24 protein-coding genes are annotated in these 22,925 nt (G+C 44.3%); 6 read left to right on the top strand and 18 right to left on the bottom strand.

Annotated features, from left to right (window positions below; genetic code table 11):
• Positions 1-69: 69 nt before the first annotated feature.
• Positions 70-684, top strand: coding sequence for a nitroreductase family protein (locus tag RG959_RS17145; RefSeq protein WP_342798157.1), 615 nt, complete (start codon positions 70-72; stop codon positions 682-684).
• Between the two features lie 59 nt (positions 685-743).
• Here the strand turns inward: RG959_RS17145 and RG959_RS17150 are convergent, their stop codons facing one another.
• From RG959_RS17150 to RG959_RS17165, 4 genes are all read right to left on the bottom strand, one after another.
• Positions 744-1,772, bottom strand: coding sequence for a LacI family DNA-binding transcriptional regulator (locus RG959_RS17150; protein ID WP_342798158.1), 1,029 nt, complete (start codon positions 1,770-1,772; stop codon positions 744-746).
• 100 nt (positions 1,773-1,872) lie between these two features.
• The gene (locus RG959_RS17155; RefSeq protein WP_483298902.1) at positions 1,873-2,865 is read right to left on the bottom strand and encodes an ABC transporter permease; all 993 of its coding nucleotides are present in this window, start codon (positions 2,863-2,865) and stop codon (positions 1,873-1,875) included.
• Between the two features lie 18 nt (positions 2,866-2,883).
• Positions 2,884-4,404, bottom strand: a complete 1,521-nt coding sequence (locus tag RG959_RS17160; RefSeq protein ID WP_342798159.1) for a sugar ABC transporter ATP-binding protein — start codon at positions 4,402-4,404, stop codon at positions 2,884-2,886.
• Positions 4,405-4,462: 58 nt separating this feature from the next.
• Positions 4,463-5,416, bottom strand: a complete 954-nt coding sequence (locus tag RG959_RS17165; RefSeq protein WP_342798160.1) for a sugar ABC transporter substrate-binding protein — start codon at positions 5,414-5,416, stop codon at positions 4,463-4,465.
• A 528-nt stretch (positions 5,417-5,944) separates the two neighbouring features.
• Here RG959_RS17165 and RG959_RS17170 point away from each other — a divergent pair.
• The 3 genes from RG959_RS17170 to RG959_RS17180 all read left to right on the top strand — a co-directional run bounded on the left by RG959_RS17170 (position 5,945) and on the right by RG959_RS17180 (position 8,568).
• Positions 5,945-6,403, top strand: a complete 459-nt coding sequence (locus RG959_RS17170; RefSeq protein ID WP_342798161.1) for a hypothetical protein — start codon at positions 5,945-5,947, stop codon at positions 6,401-6,403.
• Between the two features lie 61 nt (positions 6,404-6,464).
• Positions 6,465-7,148: a response regulator transcription factor gene (locus RG959_RS17175; RefSeq protein ID WP_309088897.1), complete on the top strand. Its 684-nt coding sequence runs from the start codon at positions 6,465-6,467 to the stop codon at positions 7,146-7,148.
• A complete protein-coding gene (locus tag RG959_RS17180; RefSeq protein WP_342798162.1) occupies positions 7,132-8,568 on the top strand; it encodes a sensor histidine kinase in 1,437 nt (478 codons plus the stop codon). Before RG959_RS17175 ends, RG959_RS17180 begins: the two co-directional genes overlap by 17 nt.
• Before the next feature lie 27 nt (positions 8,569-8,595).
• On the opposite strand, the gene RG959_RS17185 is transcribed toward RG959_RS17180, so the two are convergent.
• The 6 genes from RG959_RS17185 to RG959_RS17210 form a co-directional block, all read right to left on the bottom strand.
• Positions 8,596-9,558: a siderophore ABC transporter substrate-binding protein gene (locus RG959_RS17185; protein ID WP_342798163.1), complete on the bottom strand. Its 963-nt coding sequence runs from the start codon at positions 9,556-9,558 to the stop codon at positions 8,596-8,598.
• 15 nt (positions 9,559-9,573) lie between these two features.
• Positions 9,574-10,332, bottom strand: coding sequence for an iron ABC transporter ATP-binding protein (locus RG959_RS17190; RefSeq protein ID WP_242231809.1), 759 nt, complete (start codon positions 10,330-10,332; stop codon positions 9,574-9,576).
• Positions 10,332-11,279, bottom strand: a complete 948-nt coding sequence (locus RG959_RS17195; protein WP_342798164.1) for an iron chelate uptake ABC transporter family permease subunit — start codon at positions 11,277-11,279, stop codon at positions 10,332-10,334. The genes RG959_RS17190 and RG959_RS17195 overlap by 1 nt, the downstream gene beginning before the upstream one ends.
• On the bottom strand, positions 11,272-12,222 hold the full coding sequence (locus RG959_RS17200) for an ABC transporter permease (protein ID WP_242231811.1): 951 nt from the start codon (positions 12,220-12,222) through the stop codon (positions 11,272-11,274). Before RG959_RS17200 ends, RG959_RS17195 begins: the two co-directional genes overlap by 8 nt.
• Before the next feature lie 103 nt (positions 12,223-12,325).
• Entirely contained in the window at positions 12,326-12,754 is a 429-nt protein-coding gene (locus tag RG959_RS17205) for a MarR family winged helix-turn-helix transcriptional regulator (protein WP_242231812.1), read from the bottom strand.
• A gap of 72 nt (positions 12,755-12,826) precedes the next feature.
• Positions 12,827-13,138, bottom strand: coding sequence for an antibiotic biosynthesis monooxygenase family protein (locus tag RG959_RS17210; protein WP_342798165.1), 312 nt, complete (start codon positions 13,136-13,138; stop codon positions 12,827-12,829).
• 158 nt (positions 13,139-13,296) lie between these two features.
• On the opposite strand from RG959_RS17210, the gene RG959_RS17215 reads away from it, so the two are divergent.
• Positions 13,297-15,444: an MMPL family transporter gene (locus RG959_RS17215; RefSeq protein WP_342798166.1), complete on the top strand. Its 2,148-nt coding sequence runs from the start codon at positions 13,297-13,299 to the stop codon at positions 15,442-15,444.
• A 28-nt stretch (positions 15,445-15,472) separates the two neighbouring features.
• Here the strand turns inward: RG959_RS17215 and RG959_RS17220 are convergent, their stop codons facing one another.
• The gene (locus RG959_RS17220; protein ID WP_342798167.1) at positions 15,473-16,312 is read right to left on the bottom strand and encodes a DUF2268 domain-containing putative Zn-dependent protease; all 840 of its coding nucleotides are present in this window, start codon (positions 16,310-16,312) and stop codon (positions 15,473-15,475) included.
• 164 nt (positions 16,313-16,476) lie between these two features.
• Here RG959_RS17220 and RG959_RS17225 point away from each other — a divergent pair, with 164 nt between their 5' ends.
• Positions 16,477-16,731: a S1 domain-containing protein gene (locus RG959_RS17225; protein WP_242231816.1), complete on the top strand. Its 255-nt coding sequence runs from the start codon at positions 16,477-16,479 to the stop codon at positions 16,729-16,731.
• Between the two features lie 51 nt (positions 16,732-16,782).
• Here the strand turns inward: RG959_RS17225 and hflX are convergent, their stop codons facing one another.
• The 7 genes from hflX to RG959_RS17260 form a co-directional block, all read right to left on the bottom strand.
• Positions 16,783-18,051 (bottom strand): GTPase HflX, encoded by a 1,269-nt coding sequence (gene hflX, locus RG959_RS17230; RefSeq protein ID WP_342798168.1) that lies wholly within the window; start codon positions 18,049-18,051, stop codon positions 16,783-16,785.
• A gap of 138 nt (positions 18,052-18,189) precedes the next feature.
• Complete coding sequence (locus tag RG959_RS17235) at positions 18,190-19,023, bottom strand: undecaprenyl-diphosphate phosphatase (RefSeq protein WP_251269999.1); 834 nt, start codon at positions 19,021-19,023, stop codon at positions 18,190-18,192.
• Between the two features lie 65 nt (positions 19,024-19,088).
• Positions 19,089-19,373 (bottom strand): AbrB/MazE/SpoVT family DNA-binding domain-containing protein, encoded by a 285-nt coding sequence (locus RG959_RS17240; protein ID WP_315694377.1) that lies wholly within the window; start codon positions 19,371-19,373, stop codon positions 19,089-19,091.
• Positions 19,374-19,889: 516 nt separating this feature from the next.
• Complete coding sequence (locus RG959_RS17245) at positions 19,890-20,492, bottom strand: alpha/beta hydrolase (protein ID WP_342798169.1); 603 nt, start codon at positions 20,490-20,492, stop codon at positions 19,890-19,892.
• An 84-nt stretch (positions 20,493-20,576) separates the two neighbouring features.
• Positions 20,577-21,326 (bottom strand): uroporphyrinogen-III C-methyltransferase, encoded by a 750-nt coding sequence (cobA, locus tag RG959_RS17250; protein WP_342798170.1) that lies wholly within the window; start codon positions 21,324-21,326, stop codon positions 20,577-20,579.
• Positions 21,327-21,344: 18 nt separating this feature from the next.
• Positions 21,345-21,662, bottom strand: coding sequence for a nitrite reductase small subunit NirD (gene nirD, locus RG959_RS17255; protein WP_342798171.1), 318 nt, complete (start codon positions 21,660-21,662; stop codon positions 21,345-21,347).
• Between the two features lie 15 nt (positions 21,663-21,677).
• On the bottom strand, positions 21,678-22,925 hold a 1,248-nt coding region (locus RG959_RS17260), incomplete at its 5' end, for a (2Fe-2S)-binding protein (RefSeq protein ID WP_342798172.1).

The following is a 22,925-nucleotide window of genomic DNA, read 5'->3' on the forward strand; positions in this document are numbered from 1 at the left end:
TTTAATTTATTTTTTTAAACTATGTTTCTAAAGGTAACAAAATTTTATTTGAAAGAAGGTACATAAACCATGTCAAACGGTTCTATCCAAACAGATTTTTACACAGCTGTTCAAAATCGCCGCTCTCATTATGCTATTTCAAAAGAGTCTGTCGCTTCAGATGAAAGAATCCAAGAAATCATTGAATTTGCAGTTAAGCATGTGCCAACAGCTTTTAATTCACAAACAGGGCGTGTTGTCGTTCTTCTTGGCGAACAGCATGATACATTGTGGGATATTACAACACAAACGTTAAAAAATGTGGTTCCAGAAGAAAGCTTCGCTTCTACACAAGAGAAAATGGATATGTTCCAGGCAGGCTACGGAACAGTTTTATTCTTTGAAGATCAATCGATCGTCCGCAGCCTTCAGGAGCAGTTTGCCCTTTATGCGGACAACTTCCCTGTTTGGTCTAACCAGGCATCTGGTATGCTTCAATTTACCGTTTGGACAGCGCTTGAAAACGAAGGCTTCGGTGCAACCCTGCAGCACTACAATCCGCTGATTGATGAAAAAGTAGCAGCCCAGTGGAATATTCCAGCAGACTGGAAGCTCATTGCTCAAATGCCATTCGGCAAACCAACAGCGCCAGCCGGCGACAAAGAATTTGCGCCGCTTGATGAGCGTGTAAAAGTGTACAAATAATGTACCCCTTTTTTGAATAAAAAAGCGCGGACTTTTCAATATTGAAAAGTCCGCGCTTTTTAACTTTCATTGGATGAAGATCCACCGTCAATGATTTTTCGAACCGATCCTCTTTCAATTAAAGATGGCGCCAGCATAATTCGATGTCCAATTTGATCCGGCTGCTTGATGAGCTGTAACAGCTGGTCAAATGAATAATGAGCAAGATCTGTAATAGGCTGTGCAATCGTCGTAAGTCCAGGATCGGCAATTTCCGCATAAATGGTATTATCAAAGCCGATGACCGACATATCCTCGGGTACCCGCACACCCGCTCCTCTCGCTTCGTTGATCAACACAATAGCGATCAAGTCCGTTGCTGCAAATACAGCGGTTGGCTTTTTCGGGAGACGAAGCAGCTTTTGCGCGGCTTTTTTCGCTTCCAAAATATCAGAGCGGGTATCAATAACGTACGGTTCTTCAACCATCACATCTACTTCTGATAATGCCTGCTGAAAACCAATCAAGCGGGAACGCCCCGATTGGCGCTGCTTTTCGTACATAATGGCTAATTCATGGTGTCCTTTCGACAGCAAATATTTACCGGCTAAGTACCCTCCGCGCACATTGTCTGTCATGACCACACTGGCTGAAGCGTCTAAGTGATTCACAGACAGCATTACGCTCGGTACGCCGCGCTCATTAAATTTTTTGAAATGATCCATTTCTTCCGGCTCAATGGCTACCATCACACCGTCGACCTGCTTTTTAGAAAAAAGCTCTAAATATTCCCGTTCCCTCTGCTGCTTATAATCTGTGCTGCACAGCATCAGTGTATAACCAGATTCCCGTGCCCGGTTTTCCAGGGCCCGGGCCACTTCCGCAAAAAACGGGTTGGCAATATCAGGAACAAGCACGCCGACAGTATATGTTTTTTTGCCTGTCAGTGCCGCTGCGACACTGCTCGGCTGGTAGTCAAGAACCCGCATAATCTCTGTTACACGCTTACGGGTTTTTTCGCTGATCCGCCCTGTATTGTTCACGACCTTGGATACGGTAGCAATAGAAACTCCCGCTTTTTCCGCCACGTCATAAATCGTCGGTTTCATATCATCGTTTCTCCTCGTGTCATTCTATTCTTAGAGTAACACGAAACGCCGTGAATCACTTCATGTGACGCTGAAATTTTTCAGTCAGCATCCCGCTTTATTATTTTTTCTTGTGCTTGCGTGCATCGATATAAACTGCGACTGTAATGATGACGCCTTTTAGAATTTGCTGCCAGTATGAAGAAACGTTCATTAAATCCAGCCCGTTATTCATTACCCCAATAATCAATGCGCCGATAATGGTTCCGCCAATCGTACCAATGCCGCCTGTTAAGCTTGTTCCGCCGATAACAGTCGCTGCAATGGCATCAAGTTCGTACATGTTACCAGCCGTCGGCTGCCCGGAAGCAATACGTGCTGTTAAAATCAGTCCGGCAATACCGACTAAAAGGCCATTGAATGTGTATACTAAAATCTTTACTTTTGTTACGTTCACACCGGCAATCATCGCTGCCTGCTCATTACCGCCAATCGCATAAACATATTTACCAAATCTTGTTTTATTTAAAAGAATGTAAGAAATCACACCTATAATGGCAAAAATGATGACAGGTACCGGGATGCCGGCAATCATGCCCTGTCCAAGAAACAATAATGAATCCGATAAGCCGCCGATTGGGCGTCCGCCGCTGTAAAGAAGCGCAAGTCCGCGTGCCGCAGTCATCATGCCAAGTGTCACAATAAAGGGAGCGATATTTCCTTTTGTGATTAAAAATCCGTTAAAAAGGCCTGTGCCGGCGCCAATTGCAATGGCAACAAGGATAGCTACAATGAGTGGATATGTTCCTTCCTGTGCAACGGTAGCAACAAGCACAGACGTCAATGCCACGACAGAACCGGAAGATAAATCAATTCCGCTTGTAATGATAATGAAGGTTACGCCAATTGCGATGATTCCGATGACCGCCATCTGTCTTACGATGTTAATAATATTGTTGGAATTGATAAAGTTCGGTTCAAGTGCCGTCATAAGCCCGATTAATGCAACTAAAATAATGAGCATTCCATACTTTTTGAATATTGTTCCTGCTTTTGACTCTTTTTGAACGCCTACACCTGGATTGTTATTCGTAACGGTTGATAAGTTACTCATCCCTTTTGCCTCCCGTTCTTACGATGTTTTTTGTTTCATTAATTCCCCGCGTGTCGCAAGCTCCATAATCGCTTCCTGTGAAGCTTCCGATCGGTCAAGCTCCCCTGTCTGGTATCCTTCACTCATGACGACAATACGGTCACTCAGCCCGATCACTTCCGGCATTTCCGATGATACGACAATAATGGCTTTGCCCTGCTTGGCCAGCTCAAAGATCAAGTTATAAATTTCACTTTTCGCTCCGATATCGATGCCGCGAGTCGGCTCGTCAAGAAAGAGAATATCCGGATTGTGGAGAAGCCAGCGTCCGATAAGCACCTTTTGCTGGTTGCCTCCGCTTAAATTGCTGATCAGCTGGTCCATATTCGGCGTTTTAATATTCATTTTTGCCTTTTGGTCCGCACAGTCGCTCTCAATTTTCTTCCGGTCAAGCAGTCCGCCTTTTTTATATTTGTTGATATTCACCATGATCATGTTATCCCGCACACTGAGCGGCAGGAAGCAGCCGGTTAATTTCCGGTCTTCTGTCAAAAGGCCGATGCCAGCGCTGATCGCATCTTTCGGCGAACGCATTTTTTTGGACTGACCGCCGACAAGAATTTCTCCTGAATCTGCCTGCATCGCACCGAAAATGGTTTCCAGGATCTCACTGCGTCCAGAGCCCATTAAACCGGCGATGCCGAGTACCTCTCCTTTACGGACCTGGAAATTCACATCATAAAACTTTCCTTCTTTTGTTAAGTTTTTGACTTCAAGGGCTACTTCTCCGATGTCTGCATGCTCTTTATTAAATACCTGGGAAAGCTCGCGGCCGACCATCATTTCAATCAGACGTTCACGGGACATATTGGCGATAGAATCTGTGCCGACATACTGGCCATCCCGAAAAACAGTTAATGTATTGGCAATTTGCTTGAGCTCTTCCATTTTGTGCGTAATGTAAATGATGCCAACGTTTTTCTTTTGCAGCGAGCGGATAATGTCAAATAAATGGGCCACTTCTTTGTCGGTAATGGCGGATGTGGGTTCGTCCATGATGATAAGCTTTGAATCATAGGAAACCGCTTTGGCGATTTCGACCAGTTGCATTTTTGCTACCGTTAAATCAACCATTTTGGCTTTTGGATCGATTGTTGTAATGTTCAGGCGTTCAAAAAGCTCTCTCGTGTTGGCCACAAGCTGCTTTTGGTTCACAATTCCTGTTTTTCCGTATGTTGGTTCGCGTCCGAGGAAGATATTTTCTGCCACATTCATTTCCGGCACGGGGTTTAATTCCTGGTGAATCATTGAAATGCCTTTATCAAGCGCTTCACTGACATTGTTAATCTTCAATTCTTCACCGTCGAATAGGACGCTTCCTGTGTCAGCAGTATAAATGCCGATCAGGATTTTCATCAGCGTGGATTTACCTGCGCCATTTTCACCCATCAAGGCATGTACTTCTCCTTTTTTTACATCCAGCCTAACGTTTTGCAATGCTTTAACGCCTGGAAAGCTTTTCGATATATCTGACATTTGTAAAATGTACGGAGATGTCATTTTCCTCACCCCAAGTTTGTTTTATAAAAGCCGGGCGGTATAAACCGCCCGCTTTTTCTTACTGCCATTTTTTCTCGTATGTTTCTACGTTTTCAGGTGTGATTAATTCGAACTCAACGTAGTTCATTTTTTCAACTTCTTCCCCTTTGGCTGCTTTAGCTGCAATTTCAAGCCCTTTTGATCCTTGGCCAGCTGCATCCTGGAACACAGAAATTTTCAGCTTTCCTGATTTTACATACTCAAGTGCATCCGGTGTGCCGTCAATGCCTGCTACAGTCACTTCTTCAAGCTTACCGGCTGCTTCAAGTGCCATGATTGCACCAATCGCCATTTCATCGTTGTTTGCTACAATAGCGTCAATTTTCTCGCCTGATTGCAGCCAGTTTTCCATCAATGTCATCCCTTTTGCGCGATCCCAGTCCGCATTCTTTTCTTTTACTAGTTTCATGCCTGGATTTTTCTCAATTACTTGCTTGTTTCCTTCCGTACGTTTAATTTCTGCTTCTTGTCCAGATTGGCCGTTCATAATGGCCACGTTTCCTTTACCGCCTAGAAGTTTCGCAACTGCCTCCATTTGCATAATGCCCGAATCAATTGAGTTACCGCCAACAAACGCTGTTGCATCTTCAATTCCTTCATACGTACGATTCACCACGACAATTGGAATTTCTGCTGCATTTGCCATATCCACGATTGTGCCTACAGATTCTGTATCAACTGGTACGATTGCAATTGCATCTACACCTTGTGAAATAAACGTCTCAACTTGAGACATCTGCTTTGCTGCGTCATTCATTGCATCCACATAAACGCCTTCAATATTGCCTGCTTTTTTCTCATAATCCATCATGCCGTCCTGCAGGTAACTGAGCCATTTATCGTCAAAGTCCGGAAGTGCCACACCAATTTTTAATTTATCATCGCCGCCAGCACTGTCTCCTCCTCTACATCCTGCCAATACAGCTGTTAGTGCTACTATCAACGCCATGAACAGAAAAAACTTTTTCTTCATTTTTTTCTTCCTCCCCCAGGTTGTTCATATATGGAAACGACATGAAATCGTTTTCAAAAAATTGAATGTGTTAGATTGCTTGTCCCTGCATCCCCAGCTCGTTTCTTTTACAGCACATACAGTTTCTTCGAAAAAGGTTAAGCGTTTTCCCAATTGGCACTATGTGTCCTTTTTCCTGTGCTTGATGCAGCCTTGCTCAAGAGATCTTCCAGCTTCACCGCATAACTCTTTTAATCGGGAATCCGCACACTCTAATAATCAGTCCCTCACATCTTTGCAAGGATTTTATTCTTTCTTCCTACCTTCATGCTATTACCTCTGAAAGCAATTAATTTTCTGAATTTTCTTGATTAAGTAAGCGCTTAACTAGATATTAATCGATGTGTTTTTAAAGATCAAGAAGAATTTTGCAAAAAAATAGATGTGAACGTGAACAAAATTAAAAAGTTTTCAATTTGACATGTACTTGACTTAATTATCGGGTAAACTAAAAGCATCTAGTAAAGGAAATGCACAGGAGGAAGAATCATGAAGAAGAAAACAATGTCATATGTTATGACGGGCGCGCTATCTATTACAATTTTAAGCGGTGTTCCCTCTTCTCCAGCTCAGGCGGCTTCCCCGCAGCTTATAAAAGAACAAACGGCCTCGTCCGTTGCTCGTACAGGCACAAGAAATTTTGCCGATATCATTGCAGATCAAGCAATGGCACTCGGTATTTATAATGAACATGATGATTTGGAAACAGCTGCTAAAAAAGTCCGTCTGGCAAAATTACAGCGCCAGGCCGAAGCTCTCCATCTTGATACAGCTGGAAAAGATGAAAAAACACTTCGCCTTCAGGTGAAAAAAGCCCATGAAGCCTATGTACATAATGTGGCGGATCAGCTCGGCATCCAAACAGAAGGACAGCGCACAAAAGAAATCATTGCGGCCATTGCGGGAGTAAATAAAACAGCGGCTGAACAATTAAATGGATTTTATTAAAACCGGCCAAGCAAGGCCGGTTTTTTGTCGAACCCTTATAAGAAAGGAAAGGAAGATAGACATGCAGACAGTTTTAATTGCAGAAGATGAACCGGCAATCAGCCAGGTATTAAAGGTATATGTGGCGAAAGCCGGCTTTGATGTTGTACAAGCTTTTAATGGGACGGAAGCGGTTGAAAAGTTTCATTCGATTTCTCCTTCTCTTGTTCTGCTTGATGTGATGATGCCAGGAAAGGATGGCTGGGCGGTATTAAAAGAAATTCGGGAAAGCAGCAGCTGCCCGGTGATTATGCTGACGGCTTTAAATGATGTGAACTACCGGCTGGACGGCTTAAACGGCGGAGCGGACGATTATATCTCTAAACCATTTATCGCCGATGAAGTCGTTGCACGCATACGGGCTGTGCTTCGCCGTTCCGATTCAAAACGCACCGACGAGAATGTACAGCACTTCGGAAGCCTGACGATTGACTTTACCGCGCATCGTATTTCTTTAGGAAGTAAAGACATTACCTTAACACCGCGGGACTTGTCTTTGCTGCTGTTTTTAGCAGCAGCTCCCAACCGCACCTTTACGCGGGACCAGCTTTTAGATGAAGTATGGGGGCATGATTACGATGGAAGCGATCGTGCAGTTGATTTATCTGTGAAGAGAATCCGGAAAGCACTGGCAAAGTGGCCGTCATCTGAGGGGGAAATTAAAACATTGCGCGGCTTAGGGTATCAATTTGTTACGGCGGAATAGAACACGGCGCATCTCACTGCTTCGCTATTGGACAACCCGTTATGCCATTACCCTTGCTCTCGGCCTGCTTGTCCTGGCTATGCTGTCGGTCGTCTGGATTCAGCACACGACTCTTCAAAACCGGCTCGATGTATCCGAGTTTTTAGCAGCGGAGCTTGCCGGCCGCATTGCCGGCAGCCAGCAGGTTGGCGATGACTCTGAGGCATCTTCTTACCTTGACCGGGACATGCTCGATGTGCGGGATGAACTGAGAAAAATGGAATCCCCTCCTTCCATTTTTATTACGGATGTGAATGGTGTGATCATATCCGCTGGTGACGATAACTTATACAAAGAAAGTTCTTTTCCGACCGCTGTGCTGGAGAAAAACAGTGCGGTACAGACCTTTTCCGCCTTAAACGATGACACCATTGTTTACTTGATCAAAAAACCAATCGTGGTAAATGAGGTTACATTCGGATGGGTCGTCATGCTGCAGCCGGAAGATAAATTTGCTGATTTAAACGATGAATACCGTCTGCTCGCGATGCTTATTATCGGCAGCGGCCTGCTTGGCTGGGCAGCGATTTACATTTTATCGCGCCGGCTTGCACGGCCAATCAGTGCAGCAGCTGCCGCGGCCAAAGAAATTCGCAACGGTAACTATGGAGTGCTCCTTAAGCCTTCGAGGGCAAAAGAACAGGAAGTATACGACCTCGTCACGTCTTTTAACGATATGGCTGTCCGCCTTGAACAGCTTGAATCTATTCGTGCTGAACTGCTTGCGGGTGTCACCCACGAGTTAAAAACACCTGTTACCTCAATCAGCGGTCTGCTTCAAGCTGTCAAAGACGACGTTGTTACCGGGGAAGAAGCGAAAGAATTTCTTACGATTTCTTTAAAAGAAACGGAACGAATGCAGAATATGATCAATGACCTGCTCGAATTCAACACGTTTGCAGCCAATGCTCTGCCGGTTTCAACCGCGCCGCATGAACTCAATGAACTAACAGGGGACATTGTTCATGAATGGAACTTAGCCCGTAACCCGGACGGCATACCTATTCATTTTCATCCGTATGAGCGGGACTTGATGGTGCTGACGGATCCTGACCGCCTCCAGCAGATTATGATGAACCTGCTCAACAACGCGGCTCATGCTATTGAAACGAAAGGCCAGCTTTCTGTTACGATTCGCACTAATGAATCGTACGCCCTCATTGACGTAGCCGATACGGGAATTGGTATTCCGGATGCTGAAAGAGCCTTGATTTTTGAACGGTTTTACCGTGGAGAAAATAAAAAATATAAAGTCCGCGGCCTCGGTCTCGGTCTCCCGTTCAGCCAGCTGCTTGCCCGGGCCATGGATGGCGACCTGGAGCTGAAGGAAACATCACCTCTTGGTACAACCTTTACGATTAAATTAAAAAAACAGGACTGATGCCTCCGCATCAGTCCTGTTTTTGGATTACTTGCTAATCGCTTTTTCAATTTCATCAGTCTGTTTTAAAACAGACTGCAAGCCTCCGCCTGATAAGTACCAAACGTTTGCATCAAGGTAAACGACATGATCATTTTTCACAGCTTTTGTGCTCTTCACAAGATCATTTTCTACAACCTGTTTTACAGAAGACTCTCCGTCTACTACAGCCGCACCGCGGTCTATAACAAACAAGTAGTCTGGATCTGTTTCCACTAAATATTCAAATGAAACGCTTTGTCCATGGGTAGATACTTCAATGTTTTCATCAGCTGGTTTTACACCGAATACGTCATGAATAATACCGAAGCGTGACGCAGGTCCGTACGCGCTGATTTTGCCTTCATTCGCCAAAATAATAAGTCCATTTTCGTTCATTGATGATGCTTTTTCGTTTAGTGCCGCTACTTTTTCATCAATAGCTGTTAATTTTTCTTTTACTTCTGCTTCTTTATCAAAAATTTGACCGATTATTGTTGCATTTTTCTTGAATGATTCCATGTAGTTCGACTCATCAACAGCAAGATAAACAGTCGGCGCAATCTCCGCAAATTGGTCGTATAAGTCCATTTGACGGCCTGAAAGAATGATTAAATCTGGTGCAAGTTCATTAATTTTTTCAAAATCCGGCTCTTTTAAGCTGCCTGTGTTTTCATACTTTTCATCTTCAAACTTTGAAAGGTAATCCGGAATATTTTCTTTTGGAAGGCCGACTGGCTCAACTCCAAGTTCTGCCATTGTATCAAGTGAACCAAAATCAAATACAACTACTTTTTCCGGGTTAACCGGCACTGTTGTTTCGCCAAGCTCATGTGTTACGGTTACTTCTTTTGGTGTTTCATTGCCCTCTGCCGGCTCTGTTTCTGCTTTCTCGCCAGAAGTTGATGAACTGCATGCCGCTGCGATTACTGCAAAAACGGCCATAACGATAAATAATAGATACTTTTTCATAATGCTCTCCTTTTATCAGCTAAAATACACGCATATTTTTTGATTGTTAATTTCCTGAATAGACATATCCATGCCATATACCTGTTTGAGTGTCAAGGTAGTAATAATCTCATTGACCGTTCCCTGCGCTTCAATTTTCCCGTCTTTCAGGGCCACAATATAATCGGAATACACAGAAGCAAAATTGATATCATGAATTACGATTAAAACCGTTTTGCCCAGTTCATCAGCCAAGCGGCGCAGCACTTTCATAATTTGAACAGAGTGCTTCATATCCAAATTGTTCAGCGGCTCGTCTAATAGAATGTACTCGGTATCCTGAGCGATGGTCATCGCAATAAACGCCCGTTGCTTTTGCCCGCCAGACAGCTGATCTAAGTATCGGTCCTGCAGTTCCTCAAGCTCCATGTAACGAAGCGCTTCGTCAATGTGAACGTGGTCTTCTTTTGTTAATTTCCCTTGTGAGTAAGGGAAACGCCCAAAGGCAACAAGATCACGGACCGATAAACGCAGGTTTAGATGATTAGACTGCTTTAAAATAGCCATTTTTTTGGCTAAATCTCTGCTTTTTGTTTCGTTTACTTTTTGCCCGTCGATCAGCACTTCGCCAGTATCCGCACTCATCAAGCGGCTGATAATGGATAAAAGTGTACTTTTCCCGGCACCGTTCGGACCAATAAACGATGTGATTTTTCCCTTTTGAATATTGACTGACACATCATCAACAACTGCTTTTAATCCGTATGATTTCGAGACAGACTGCACTTCTACCATTATTTTTTACTCTCCCTTAACAATAAGTATATAAAGTAAATGCCGCCGACAAAGTTAATGATCACGCTAAGCTGCGTAGAAAAAGTAAACACATGTTCAACAATCATTTGACCGCCGGCAAGCGCCGCAATCGACACAAGTATCGAAGCAAAAATGAGAACGGAATGCTTATAGGTTTTAAACATTTCGTAGGCCACATTCACAACGAGCAGTCCAAGAAACGTAATCGGACCAACAAGCGCCGTGGCAACGGAAATAAGAACAGCAATAATAACAAGCAGCCGTTTAACCGTATAATCGTACTCAACTCCGAGGTTAATTGCCGTTTCTTTTCCGAGTGAAAGAACATCAAGATATTTTAAAAATTTCATTAAATACAGCAGCATAGCAGCAGTAATCACGGCTGCCATCATCAAAACCTCTGTCTGGACATTGTTAAAGCTCGCAAACATCCGGTCTTGAATAATTTGAAATTCATTTGGATCAATCAATACCTGCATAAATGAGGTAAAGCTGCCGAAAAACGTACCGAAAATAAGGCCAAGCAGAAGCAAGAAGTAAATGCTCTGCCCTTCTCTACGAAAAAGCAGCCGGTACAGCACAAGTGCAAACAGTACCATAAAGCCGATCGAAATCGCAAAGTTCACCTGCTTGTTCATGACTGTCAGGCTGGTCGAGCCAAGGAAAAATACAAGCGTTGTCTGCACAAGCATATACAAGGAGTCAAGCCCGATAATGCTTGGCGTTAAGATCCGGTTGTTCGTTACCGTTTGAAACAGCAGTGTAGCGACTGCAATAACTGTTCCTGTCAGCACAATCGCTGCAATTTTTTCTGCCCGTCTTGGCAGAGCATAGTCCCAATTAGGTCCAAGCTCAATAAACATATAGCCGGCTATCGAAGCTGCCGCCAGCACAATTAGTATGATCAGTTTGCCCTTTTCACGCATAATCCCGTCTCCTCATCAGCAAGTAAATAAAAATCCCGCTCCCAATAACGCCAACCGTTAAACCGATTGGAATTTCATATGGGAAAATGATGATTCGCCCGAGAATATCGCAGAACAAAATGAATACAGCTCCTAAAAGCGCGGTATCAAACAAGCTGTTTTTTAAATTGTCCCCCCGGTAAATCGACACAATATTCGGAACAACGAGACCAAGAAACGGAATAAGCCCGACTGTCAGCACAACGAGTGTGGTAGACAGCGCCACAATAACGAGCCCGACGTTTACAGCCTGCTTATAATTCAAGCCGAGATTTTTTGCAAAATCCTCTCCCATTCCGGCGATCGTAAACCGGTCGGCGAAGAAGTAAGCAATCACAACAAGCGGAATACTTATGTACAGCATTTCATAGCGCCCGGCTGTAATCATAGAAAAGTCTCCCTGCAGCCAAGCAGACATGTTTTGAATCAAATCGTGCTTATACGCAAAAAATGTTGTGATGGAACTGATAATATTTCCGAACATAAGCCCGACAAGTGGAATAAAAATAGGATCTTTCATTTTAATCCGGTCAAGGATCTTCATAAACAGAAACGTGCCGGCAAGAGAAAATAGAAAAGCAATAACCATTTTTTCAAATGGACCAGCCGACGTAAAGACAATCAGCGCAATGAGGATACCAAATCGGGCGGAATCCATCGTTCCCGCTGTAGTTGGCGAAACAAATTTGTTGCGGCTCAGCTGCTGCATAATAAAGCCACTGATACTGAGCGTTACTCCGGCAATTAAAATACTGATCAGCCGTGGAACCCGGCTCTGCCAAAAAATCTGCGTCTGGTGATCGCTAAATCGAAACAAATCCAACGGCGAAATAGTGGTAACGCCGATAAACAGTGAAGCAAAAGATAATAAAATAAGCAATAATACTAAGTAACGTTTTTTCATTCATTCGCCCTACCCTTTATATTGCTGTCAGGCAGTTAGTGATAGAGAGATTCATTCTCAATTGAAGCGAAAGATAAAAGCCGATTGGAAACCGGCATCCTTTCTACGACAAATTACGTCGGATACGATCCAGCGTGCGCAGGCACTGTTCAAATTCAGCCGGATCAATTCCGTTTGATGCATCTTGTATGGTTTGAAAAGCGATCGCTGTATAATCGTCCTTCATCCGCTTGCTTTCTTCCGTTAAAAAAACAAGATTTACCCGTTTATCCGTCGGATGCGGACGCCGTTCAACGAGCCCATTTCGTTCCATATTTGCAACAAGACGCGACACACTTGGCTCATCCCGTTCATTTAACACGGCAAGAGATTGCTGCGTTTGACCGTCCCTTTCAAACAAACGGCTTAACAATTGCCATTGTTCATGGGTAATCGGATAACCATTGGATCGAAAATGCTGATTCAACCTGTTCGTCATCAGACGCGAGCTTTGAAACAGCTTGTATCCGAGTGAATCATCCAGCTTATACATAGCTCTTCACCTCTAACAGCTTATCTCCATTATTGTAATGGAAATAACTTGTCTGTGCAAGTATATGTCGTATTAAACGGATGCGGGCAATGATGCTTCTACAAACGTTTCGTTTTTAAAATCCAGGATATAATCCGGTTTTTCCCGTTTTGTGCGGTGGCCGGCAATGTGAATCGGACTTTTTTTCCACCCTTTATAAGCTTCTTCTGATTCCCACTGGATCGCCACAATCACTTTTTCATCTTCTTTGCTGCGTAAACGGACCCAAATTTTTTTATCGATAAAGCCATCCATTTCCGCCATGGCATTTTTCCCTTGAAAGTTCTCAACGACCAAGTGGGATGTGCCCGGTTTTACCGTAATGGTTTTCATTTCAACAAACATGGTTTACCTCCTTTTTACCAAAATGAAATTGTTTTTTACTCTATCATTATATTGATAATGATTTTCAGTGTCAATGAGCAGTTTACTAAATGAATTGTTTTCCCGTTTGGCAGATTTTCCTTTATCATGAAACAAGAAAGAAAAAAGGAGCTGCTTCCATGAAAAAACAATCGTTTGCAATTCAATTCTGGAAACCGATTCTTATTCTTTGGCTGATTGCGGCGGCTGTTTTTGGATTCTTTGCTGCTAAGCTTCCTGCCAAGCTTGAAGGAGACGGTTTTCGGACAGATGGTGACTATGAAGTGGTTCAGCAGGAGCTGCATGATACATTTCATTTTCCGGAACAGACCCTGCTTGTTTTATTTGAAGAGAGGAATCATGAATCCTCTAAGGCCTTTCAAACAAATATTAGCTCTGTCTTAGATGAAATTGACCAGACTGTATCGCCCCCTGCCATCGATTCACCTCTTGAAAAAAAAGAATGGCTGAAAGAGGACATCGCTTATGCCGCCATTCATTTTGATGATTCGTCAAAGCCAATGGATCCTGTGATTGATGACGTACGGGCTATTTTAGCAAAAGAAGACGGCATCTCGCTGACAGGCGGACCTGTTATTTCAAAAGATATTAATCAAGCGAGCCAGGATGACTTAAAACGAGCCGAACTGATTGGACTGCCTGTGGCGCTTATCGTGCTCCTGCTTGCTCTTGGAACTGTGGTCGCTTCGATTCTTCCGCTTGTGATTGGCGGTATGACGATTATTGTCGGCTTCGGGATTTTATCCTTTATAGCCGACTCGGTTGATTTGGCTATTTTCATTTTAAATATCGCCCCAATGCTTGGACTGGCACTGTCGATTGACTTTTCACTTTTATTTATTAATCGTTATAAAGAAGAGCGCTCTCGTGGCCGGTCAATCGATGAAGCAATCCGGATTACACAAGCAAAAGCCGGCCACTCCATTCTTTTTTCCGCTTTATGCGTATTTATCGGGCTTGGTTCAGTGCTGCTGATCGACATTGATATTTTTAAAAATGTGGCCATTGGCGGTATGACTGTGATTGCGGTCGCGGTGATCGCGTCCATGACACTGCTTCCGGCGCTTCTAAAGCTTCTTGGCAGCCGTATTTACAAAGGACGGATTTTGCGTATCTCCGGAAACTCTGCCAGCCGGTGGCGCTTATTTGCCCGATTCGTGATGAAGCGTCCTGTTTTAGTCGCGCTGCTTGCTCTTTTTCTGCTCGGCACAGCGGTGATTCCAGTGAAAAACATGCACCTGGCCATTCCAGCAGCAGATTCATTGCCGACTACGTTTGAATCCCGTACGGCTTACGATAAAATTGAAGAGAACTTTATGAAAGATAACGCTTCAACGGTGTATGCAGTCGCTGAACGAAAAAACGGCTGGCTTGATGAAGACGGATTAACGGTTATGAAAGAACTTGAACAGAAATTAAAGCAGAGCGAAACCGTGAGTGGTGTAGAAACCTTGTTTTCCATAAGCGGCCAGCGTGATCCGGCTGTACTTGCGGCTTCTCTTGAAAATCCGCAAACAGCCGCAAAGCTTGAACCGGCAATGGAAGGCTTTATTCAGGGAGACAAGCTTTTGTTTCCCATTTCACTTAACGCAGAAGCCGCCTCTGACAAAGCTCAGACAGTGGTTCGGAACTGGAGCAGGGATGACTGGCCAGTGAAGATCACATTTGGCGGCCAGCCTAAATTTAACCAGGAGCTGTATGATGAGATTTTTGATAAAGCAGCCCCTGTGCTGGCGGTTATCTTGATTTCAACCTTTTTTATTTTAATGATCGCGTTCCGGTCGGTTCTCATTCCGCTCAAAGCGATTATCATGAATGTTCTCAGCCTTGCTGCTACGTTTGGTATTCTTGTCTGGCTGTTTCAAGGAGGGCATCTTGGAATGGAACCAGCTTCTGTTTCTCTTATTCTGCCAGTGCTCGTTTTCAGTCTCGTGTTTGGCTTAAGCATGGACTATGAAGTGTTTCTCATCTCCCGCATTCGTGAATTTTATATGGACACATATGACAATTCATATGCGACTGTAGAAGGGCTTGCAAGCACAAGTAAAATTATTACTTCTGCTGCTGCCATTATGATCGCCATTACCGGCGCTTTTGCTTTTACCGGCGTTGTGCCAGTAAAACAAATTGGAATCGGTATTGCGATTGCCATTGCGATCGATGCGACCATCGTGCGCCTGCTGCTTGTGCCCAGCTTAATGAAACTGCTTGGCGCAGCCAACTGGTGGATGCCGTTTCGAAAAAAACCAAAAAAGCAGTCTTCTTAAACAGAAGACTACTTTTGCAAGCCTGCATTCAGCTATGAAATATCGAGCCGGCGACGATTTCATCAGCGCTTTTTTGCAATAGCTCTTCTACTTTGAATGGCCCGGATCGCTCTGAAAAAGACTGGACAATGTGATAGCCGATACAATACCCAATCCACTTGGGAAGGCGGCGATCTTTTTTTCCATATAAAAAATCATGCTGTAGTTCTTTATCTGTACTCTCCAGCGCAGAAACAAACGCTTTTTTCCATAGTTTCATTGCCGTTTCAGGTGAATACAGACCCGCCCAGGGAGCAAGCTGCTTTTCCCCATACAGTTCTTTTACCGCAAACTCAGCTATTCCTTCTAAAACGAGGGCCTCTTTTAAACGTAAAGAATGATCTTCTTTTTTAAAATGATCTAACCAGCATACATGATTGTACTCATGTGCCAGCAGGGCTTTTACTTCTTCTCTTGGTAAATCAGGTGTCAAAAACAAAAAAATAACTTTCCCGACAGCAGCTCCATTTTTCTTAGGGATAGTCGCTCTGCCTCTCCAGCGTGCTTTTCGTATCGGAAAAAGAACAATATGTGCTTCAGGTCCATTCCACTTTTGCTGCAGCTCTTTGTATTCCCGTGCCGCCAGATCCCACATACTGCTTTTCTCCATTTCCTCCACTGTGTTCCGTACTTTTTTCCATCCAGACGGATCAAACAATCCGGCGGCAAGCAGGTGATAGTGAAGTTCCTCTGGGCTGAACGCTGGAAAAAAAGAGACCAGCGGAGCACACAGTGTCTTACATTGAATAAAATACACTTCCTTTTTTCCTTTTCTTTCACACTCTCTTATAAACTCATCCAGCCATGCTCTGCTGTTTAATACCGGCATGATGCTGCCTCCTTTTTCACTGCCCTTCTTAATATATATATGAATAAGTTTATTTTGGAGCAGCCGTACTGTTTTTATAGAAAAAAAGTATATTTCATAGACTTTTCGTTTATCCATCTCTTTTTTTCCTGCATAAACTATGAAACAAAGAAAGGAGGAATATCATGTCTCGAGCACACTTTTATCATCTTTGCTCACAGCACACAGGAAAAAAAGTGAAAATTACCTGCCGTGATGGCAAAGTTCATACAGGAAGAATTACCCGCGTAACGAGAGACCATGTTTGGATTCGTCCTGCCGGCTTTTTAGGAGGGTTTGGCTACGGATTTTATGGCTGGTATGGCTATGGATACGGCTATCCGGTTGCCCTGGCGGCTATTGCCGGTTTTGCCCTCGCATCTGCCTTTTTCTTATGGTAAAAAAATAAAAAAACGGTCATCCTATGCAGGATGACCGTTTTTAAAAGCGGGTTAGCCGGTAACAAAGGACTTGAATTTTTCATAATCTTTTCGATGACATTCAACCGTCAGCTTTGTTCCATTCTCTTCATACTCTGTTTTGAGCACAGCCGCGTGCTCATTAAAGTACGATACAACTTCCCCTTCATCAAACGGGACAAGCAGGGTACAGCGAACATAGTCTTTAAACAAGTGCTCTTTCAGCTTATTTGTCAGCTCGCTGATACCCGCTCTTTCTTTGGCGGAGATATATACCGACTCACCGGCTGTCTGCGGGTATTCGACACCGGCCCGGTCTGCTTTATTGTATACATAGACGACCGGCATGTTTTCTGCCCCAATATCTGCGAGCGTTTTTTCCGTAATATCTATCATTGTTTCAAACTGCGGGCTTGATACATCAATGACATGAACAAGCACATCGGCAAATGCCGCTTCCTCCAGTGTTGAGCGAAACGCTTTTACAAGATGGTGCGGCAGCTTGTTTACAAATCCGACCGTATCAGCGAGCAAAAACTCTTTTTTATCCGGAAGCTCAATGCTGCGCACAGATGTATCCAGCGTAGCAAAAAGCATATCTTTCTCAAAAACCTCTCCCCCGTCTCCGCCGTACGTTCCGAGCATTGCGTTCATAACAGTTGACTTACCGGCATTTGTATAGCCGACAAGCGCAGCAACAGGCAGGTTGTTTTTTTGGCGCTGTCTGCGCTGTACAGTCCGCTGCTCCGAAATTTTCGCCAGTTCTTTGCGTAAATAAGAAATTTTCGACTCAATTTTCCGGCGGTCAAGTTCGAGCTTCGTTTCCCCGGCACCGCGGTTTTTAAAGCCTGAGCCGCCCCCCTGACGCCCAAGTGCCACATACGTGCCGACCAGGCGTGGCAGCATATACTGAAGACGGGCCATCTCCACCTGGAGCTGCGCTTCTTTCGTTTTGGCACGCCGTCCGAAAATGTCTAGAATAAGCATAGTACGATCGACCACTTCGCAATCAAGCTCTTTTTCAAGATTTCGAATTTGCGATGGCGACAGCTCACTGTCAAAAATCACGACATCCGCTTCCATCTGTTCGACAAGGTGCTGCAGCTCTTCTACTTTTCCCGTTCCCATATACAGAGCGGGATGTGTACGAGGCAGATTTTGCGTCAGCTCCCCCTTTACTTCGATGCCGCACGCTTCCGCGAGATTTTTGAGCTCTTCCATTGAGTACAGAAAATCTCCCTCGCTATCCGTATTTACACCCGCTGTAATGCCCTTGAGTTGTTCGGTTTTTGTTTCGTTCATAGGGACCTCCGTTCTGAAAAAACCGCAGACATCGGCCTGCGGTTCGGTTTCGTGCTGTTAGTTTACCACGCCCGTGTCTTTTAAATCAAACGCTGTGAACGCTTCTTTCCATATAAAAAAGCGGGGTATGCACCCCGCTTACAAAAAGACGAAATAAATGACCGCTGCCAGAATGATACGATAAATGGCAAACGGAGTTAATTTGATACGGTTAATTAATTTCAAGAAGAACTTAATGGAAATTAAAGCGAAAATAAAAGCACTGATAAAACCGACCGCATAAAAAGGAAGATCGGAGCTTGAAATATACTCAAGGTTTTTCAACAGTGAAATAGAGCTGGCCCCAGCCATAATCGGCACGGCCATAATAAACGTAAAATCCGCTGCAGCACGATAACTCATGCCAACAAGAACCCCGCCGGAAATGGTAGATCCAGAACGTGAAAAACCGGGAAGCAGAACAGAAAGACATTGGAAAATACCAACAAGAAATGCCTGCTTATACGTTATTTGATCAACAGTCTCTGCTATATTAGCCGTCTGCTTTCTGCCCCTGTAAAGGTCTGCAATCATCATCAGGACAGCACCAGCCACAAGTCCGATTAACACAGTCTCGGTTGTAAACAAATACTTATCAATCGTATCTTCAAACAAAACACCTAAAACCCCGGCCGGAACCAATCCAACAAGCACCTGGCCAAGACGAAGCCGATTTTCTTTGCCTCGTGTTTCTTTGTTTAAGCCAAGCAAATCAATAAACCGCTGCCTGAATACAACAACCACCGCTAAAATAGAACCAAGCTGGATGACAACCTTGAACGTATTAGCTGCATACTTTCCCAAAAATTCTTTAGAGTGAAGCCACATATCATCGACAATAATCATATGCCCTGTTGAAGAAACCGGGGCAAATTCGGTCATTCCTTCTACAAGCCCGAGAATAACCGCTTTTAATAGAGTGATAAAATCCATTCCTATTCTCCTTTGTCAGATTTCCACTCTCTAAAGTAGCATACTTTTCACTATACGCCAATCGATTACTGTTTAGACTTCCATTCTGCCAGAATCTTGAGAGCCGCTTCTTTACTTAAATGAATACCGCCGCTAAATGAATGGCAGTCAGGTGATGCAGCGCCCGTTATATAACACATTTGCGTTTCTTCCACCTGCTGCTCTGTGTACTTCTCAATCGTAATTTCATCCTGCTGTCCTACCACCCGTACCCGGTCTTCCGGAGAAATACCCAGCTCCTTCCGCACCGCTTTGGGCAGAACCACCCGTCCCTGCGCATCCATAATTCGCTTTGATTTCACCGCAATCATGCATTTCACCTCTTTTAGTAAGATAAGACTACTATTCCACCCTTCCTTTTTTTAGTCAAAACACGATAAATAAGGAAAAAAACAGAAAAAATGCTTTTCATAAGATCCTATTACCTAATTAACTATTTTAAAAATGAATCTTATAGCTTATTTTTTACGATAAATAGGCTTAAACACCTAATAGACCGAATATAGAATGTAAATTTACTGTTTTTACAATTAATGTTAAAACTAGTTTTTTAAATGATACGAAAAGCTTCTATCTATACTTTGCTTTAAGAAAAAGAGAACAAAAGGAACGCCTTATGAAAACTGAGTTTTAGAATTTTAACAGCAGCTTTATCAGCTCTTCTCATTTCCTACATCCTTATTCTTCAACTCTAATTTACGAATGTAGAGAAAATGCATGAACAGCTTAACGATTTGTCTCCATCCTCTGCCGATCAAAAAAAACAGATCACAATAATATAAAATAAAAAACGCCTTGCGAACAAGGCGTTTTTCTTATCAGAACAATTAAGCGAGATGGGTTTTGAACCACTGTGCTGCTGCCTGCACTTCTGTGGCTGTCAGCATATGACCATTCATTTCCCAGTGAACGTCTGTTTCTGCACCGGCACCAGCCAGCAGTGCCGCTAAATCATCTGTTTCTTTCGCCGGACAAATAGGGTCGTTTTTTCCAGCTGTAATAAAAATAGGGGTGCCTGTTAAATCCGGAAGTTCAATCCCTCTTCTCGGCACCATCGGATGATGAAGGATCGCACCTTTTAAAAAATCTTTCAAATGAAATAATAGACTTGCGGCAATGTTTGCGCCATTCGAGTAGCCGATCGCCACTACTTTATTCCGGTTAAACCCGTAGTCGCGTGCCGCCTGGGCTAAAAATTCATTTAATTCATTTGTGCGGAATACTAAATCTTCCTCATCAAATACCCCTTCTGCCAGCCGTCTGAAAAAGCGCGGCATACCATTTTCAAGCACATTTCCCCGCACGCTCAATACAGATGCATCCGGATCAATACTGTCAGCGAGCGGCAGCAGGTCATGCTCGGTGCCTCCTGTTCCATGTAAGAGAAGCAGGACACGGTCGTTTGATCCTTTTCGAAATACATGTTTCATGGCGCTTCCACCTTTTCTGTTTTTATTATCTTGAATTAAAGATAATGGTACAGGAGGAAGAGAAGCGCGTCAATTCCTTTTCCCTTAATACGCAGCCGCCAGAGCCATTTCACGTTCCAGCTGCTCCCGGCAGTTGACGACGTCGCCAATGACAATTACAGCCGGATTGCCTATTTCCTGCTTCTGCGCTTCTTCTGCAATACGACATAGCGGCGCTGTTACAACGCGCTGTGCATTTGTCGTGCCCTGCTCAATCACCGCGGCCATCATTGCCCCTTTGCGGCCATGGTGAATGAGCTGCTTCGTAATATGATCTAAGTGTTTCATGCCCATATAAATCACAAGCGTGTCTACAGACGTGGCAAGCTTCGACCAATCTGTTTCCCCTTTGCCCTCCATTTGATGCCCGGTGACAATGGCGAATGAATTGCCATATTCCCGGTGTGTGATGGGAATATTTGCATAAGCAGGTGCAGCAATGCCCGCTGTAATACCCGGAATAATTTCAACCGGGATGCCAAAGCTTCTCGCATAAGCAGCTTCTTCGCCGCCGCGTCCGAACACAAACGGATCACCGCCTTTTAAACGCACCACACTTTTTCCGTCAGAAGCGAACTTTACCATCAGCCGATTAATACGGTCCTGAGTCATCACATGATTGCCTGGAAACTTTCCGCAGAAGACGCGGACAGCTGATGGTTTTGACTCCTTCAACAGCTCTTTGTTTACAAGCCGGTCATATAAAATAACATCGGCCGTTTGAATGGCTTTTAATGCTTTAACGGTAATGAGTTCCGGATCGCCCGGCCCTGCTCCTACAATCAATACACCCATCTTTGTCCGCCTCCTTCTTTAAATAAATAAGTATACGTCGTCGTCTTCAATAACGGCTTTATAAGTGGACACACAGCCAACATCCGGCGCCTGCACTTTACCATCAGTTGTGCAAATTTTCCAGTCATGCATCGGGCAGAAAACGTGCTCGCCGCTGACAATTCCTTCTGCGAGCACCCCGCCTTTATGCGGGCAGCGATTTTCAATTGCTCTGACCGTGCCATTTCCAAGTTTAAACACAGCCAGTTCCAGCTCTCCCACCCGGACGGTTTTTCCCATTTTCTCCGGTAAATCCGCAATGGATGCGATCCGTACCTTCTCCAATGTTTTCTCCATGTTCATGGCCCCCTTTTATTTTGTCGTGCTCACAAGCTCCGTTTCATATAATTCTTTTCGGATTTTTTCGCTTTCGATTACTTCTTTCCACGGCTCTTTTGTGACAGACAGTGCTTCGTCGATCCGGGCATTCAGCGCATCACGCGTTGCTTTATCGGACAGAACTTCTTTAATATGGTCAAGGCCGACACGCTCTACCCAGGCCGCCGTCCGTTCAAGATATACCGCATCCTCCCGGTAATACTGCATAAATGCACCTGTCATTTCCATTACTTCTTCGTTCGTTTTTACTTTGCAGAAAAGATCGGCTGCCCGCAGATGGGTTCCGCCATTTCCGCCAACGTATATTTCCCAGCCGCCGTCTACACCCACGACTCCAATATCCTTGATTCCAGATTCTGCACAGTTACGCGGGCAGGCAGATACGGCCATTTTCACTTTATGCGGTGTGCCGATTCGCTCGAATTTCTTTTCCATCTGGATTCCCATGCTCATGGAATCCTGGGTGCCGAAGCGGCAGAAACTCTCACCGACACAGGTTTTAACCGTTCGTAATGTTTTTCCGTACGCATAGCCGGACGGCATATCCAAATCCGCCCACATACCCGGCAGATCCTCTTTTTTTACACCAAACAAATCAATCCGCTGGCCGCCGGTTACTTTAATGAGCGGCACATTATATTTATCTGCTACATCAGCAATTTTCCTCAGATCATCTGCTGACGTTACACCGCCATACATCCGCGGTACAACTGAATATGTGCCATCTTTTTGAATGTTGCCGTGCATCCGCTCATTCACAAATTTAGAGGCTTTTTCATCTTCGTATTCTTTCGGATTAATCATGCCTAAATAATAGTTCAGTGCTGGACGGCACTTTGAACAGCCGCCGTCTGTTTCCCAGCCAAGCACATTCATCACTTCTTTTGTATGAGTCAGCCCTTTTTCGCGAATTGCCTCAACGACTTCATCACGGGAAAGCGTGGTACAGCCGCAGATCGCTTCTTTTTGGTTCGATGTGTCAAATCCATCTCCTAATGTATGGGCAAGCAGGTCTACAACTAGTGGTTTACAGCCGCCGCATGAACGGGATGCGCTTGTGCAGCCTTTCACTTCCTCGACTGTCGTTAAGCCGTTTTCTTTAATGGCGCAAACAATGTCGCCTTTGGATACACCATTACAGCCGCAGATCAATTCACTGTCATCCATGGATGCGACAAGGCTTTCGCCGCCTCCCGCTTCTTCTGCAGCGCCGATGTATTC

The organism is Domibacillus sp. 8LH (assembly GCF_038806185.1).
Lineage (GTDB): Bacteria > Bacillota > Bacilli > Bacillales > Domibacillaceae > Domibacillus > Domibacillus indicus_A.

Bases quoted from the DNA above. Each gene is read 5' to 3' on its own strand.
- RG959_RS17160 (WP_342798159.1), bottom strand. From the start codon at position 4,404: ATGACATCTCCGTACATTTTACAAATGTCAGATATATCGAAAAGCTTT.
- nirD (WP_342798171.1), bottom strand. From the start codon at position 21,662: ATGGAGAAAACATTGGAGAAGGTACGGATCGCATCCATTGCGGATTTA.
- RG959_RS17195 (WP_342798164.1), bottom strand. From the start codon at position 11,279: ATGCGTGAAAAGGGCAAACTGATCATACTAATTGTGCTGGCGGCAGCT.
- RG959_RS17220 (WP_342798167.1), bottom strand. From the start codon at position 16,312: ATGCCGGTATTAAACAGCAGAGCATGGCTGGATGAGTTTATAAGAGAG.
- RG959_RS17225 (WP_242231816.1), top strand. From the start codon at position 16,477: ATGTCTCGAGCACACTTTTATCATCTTTGCTCACAGCACACAGGAAAA.
- RG959_RS17170 (WP_342798161.1), top strand. From the start codon at position 5,945: ATGAAGAAGAAAACAATGTCATATGTTATGACGGGCGCGCTATCTATT.
- RG959_RS17245 (WP_342798169.1), bottom strand. From the start codon at position 20,492: ATGAAACATGTATTTCGAAAAGGATCAAACGACCGTGTCCTGCTTCTC.
- RG959_RS17145 (WP_342798157.1), top strand. From the start codon at position 70: ATGTCAAACGGTTCTATCCAAACAGATTTTTACACAGCTGTTCAAAAT.
- RG959_RS17205 (WP_242231812.1), bottom strand. From the start codon at position 12,754: ATGTATAAGCTGGATGATTCACTCGGATACAAGCTGTTTCAAAGCTCG.
- cobA (WP_342798170.1), bottom strand. From the start codon at position 21,326: ATGGGTGTATTGATTGTAGGAGCAGGGCCGGGCGATCCGGAACTCATT.
- RG959_RS17240 (WP_315694377.1), bottom strand. From the start codon at position 19,373: ATGATTGCGGTGAAATCAAAGCGAATTATGGATGCGCAGGGACGGGTG.
- RG959_RS17150 (WP_342798158.1), bottom strand. From the start codon at position 1,772: ATGAAACCGACGATTTATGACGTGGCGGAAAAAGCGGGAGTTTCTATT.
- hflX (WP_342798168.1), bottom strand. From the start codon at position 18,051: ATGAACGAAACAAAAACCGAACAACTCAAGGGCATTACAGCGGGTGTA.
- RG959_RS17200 (WP_242231811.1), bottom strand. From the start codon at position 12,222: ATGAAAAAACGTTACTTAGTATTATTGCTTATTTTATTATCTTTTGCT.
- RG959_RS17185 (WP_342798163.1), bottom strand. From the start codon at position 9,558: ATGAAAAAGTATCTATTATTTATCGTTATGGCCGTTTTTGCAGTAATC.
- RG959_RS17215 (WP_342798166.1), top strand. From the start codon at position 13,297: ATGAAAAAACAATCGTTTGCAATTCAATTCTGGAAACCGATTCTTATT.
- RG959_RS17155 (WP_483298902.1), bottom strand. From the start codon at position 2,865: ATGAGTAACTTATCAACCGTTACGAATAACAATCCAGGTGTAGGCGTT.
- RG959_RS17175 (WP_309088897.1), top strand. From the start codon at position 6,465: ATGCAGACAGTTTTAATTGCAGAAGATGAACCGGCAATCAGCCAGGTA.
- RG959_RS17165 (WP_342798160.1), bottom strand. From the start codon at position 5,416: ATGAAGAAAAAGTTTTTTCTGTTCATGGCGTTGATAGTAGCACTAACA.
- RG959_RS17190 (WP_242231809.1), bottom strand. From the start codon at position 10,332: ATGGTAGAAGTGCAGTCTGTCTCGAAATCATACGGATTAAAAGCAGTT.
- RG959_RS17210 (WP_342798165.1), bottom strand. From the start codon at position 13,138: ATGTTTGTTGAAATGAAAACCATTACGGTAAAACCGGGCACATCCCAC.
- RG959_RS17235 (WP_251269999.1), bottom strand. From the start codon at position 19,023: ATGGATTTTATCACTCTATTAAAAGCGGTTATTCTCGGGCTTGTAGAA.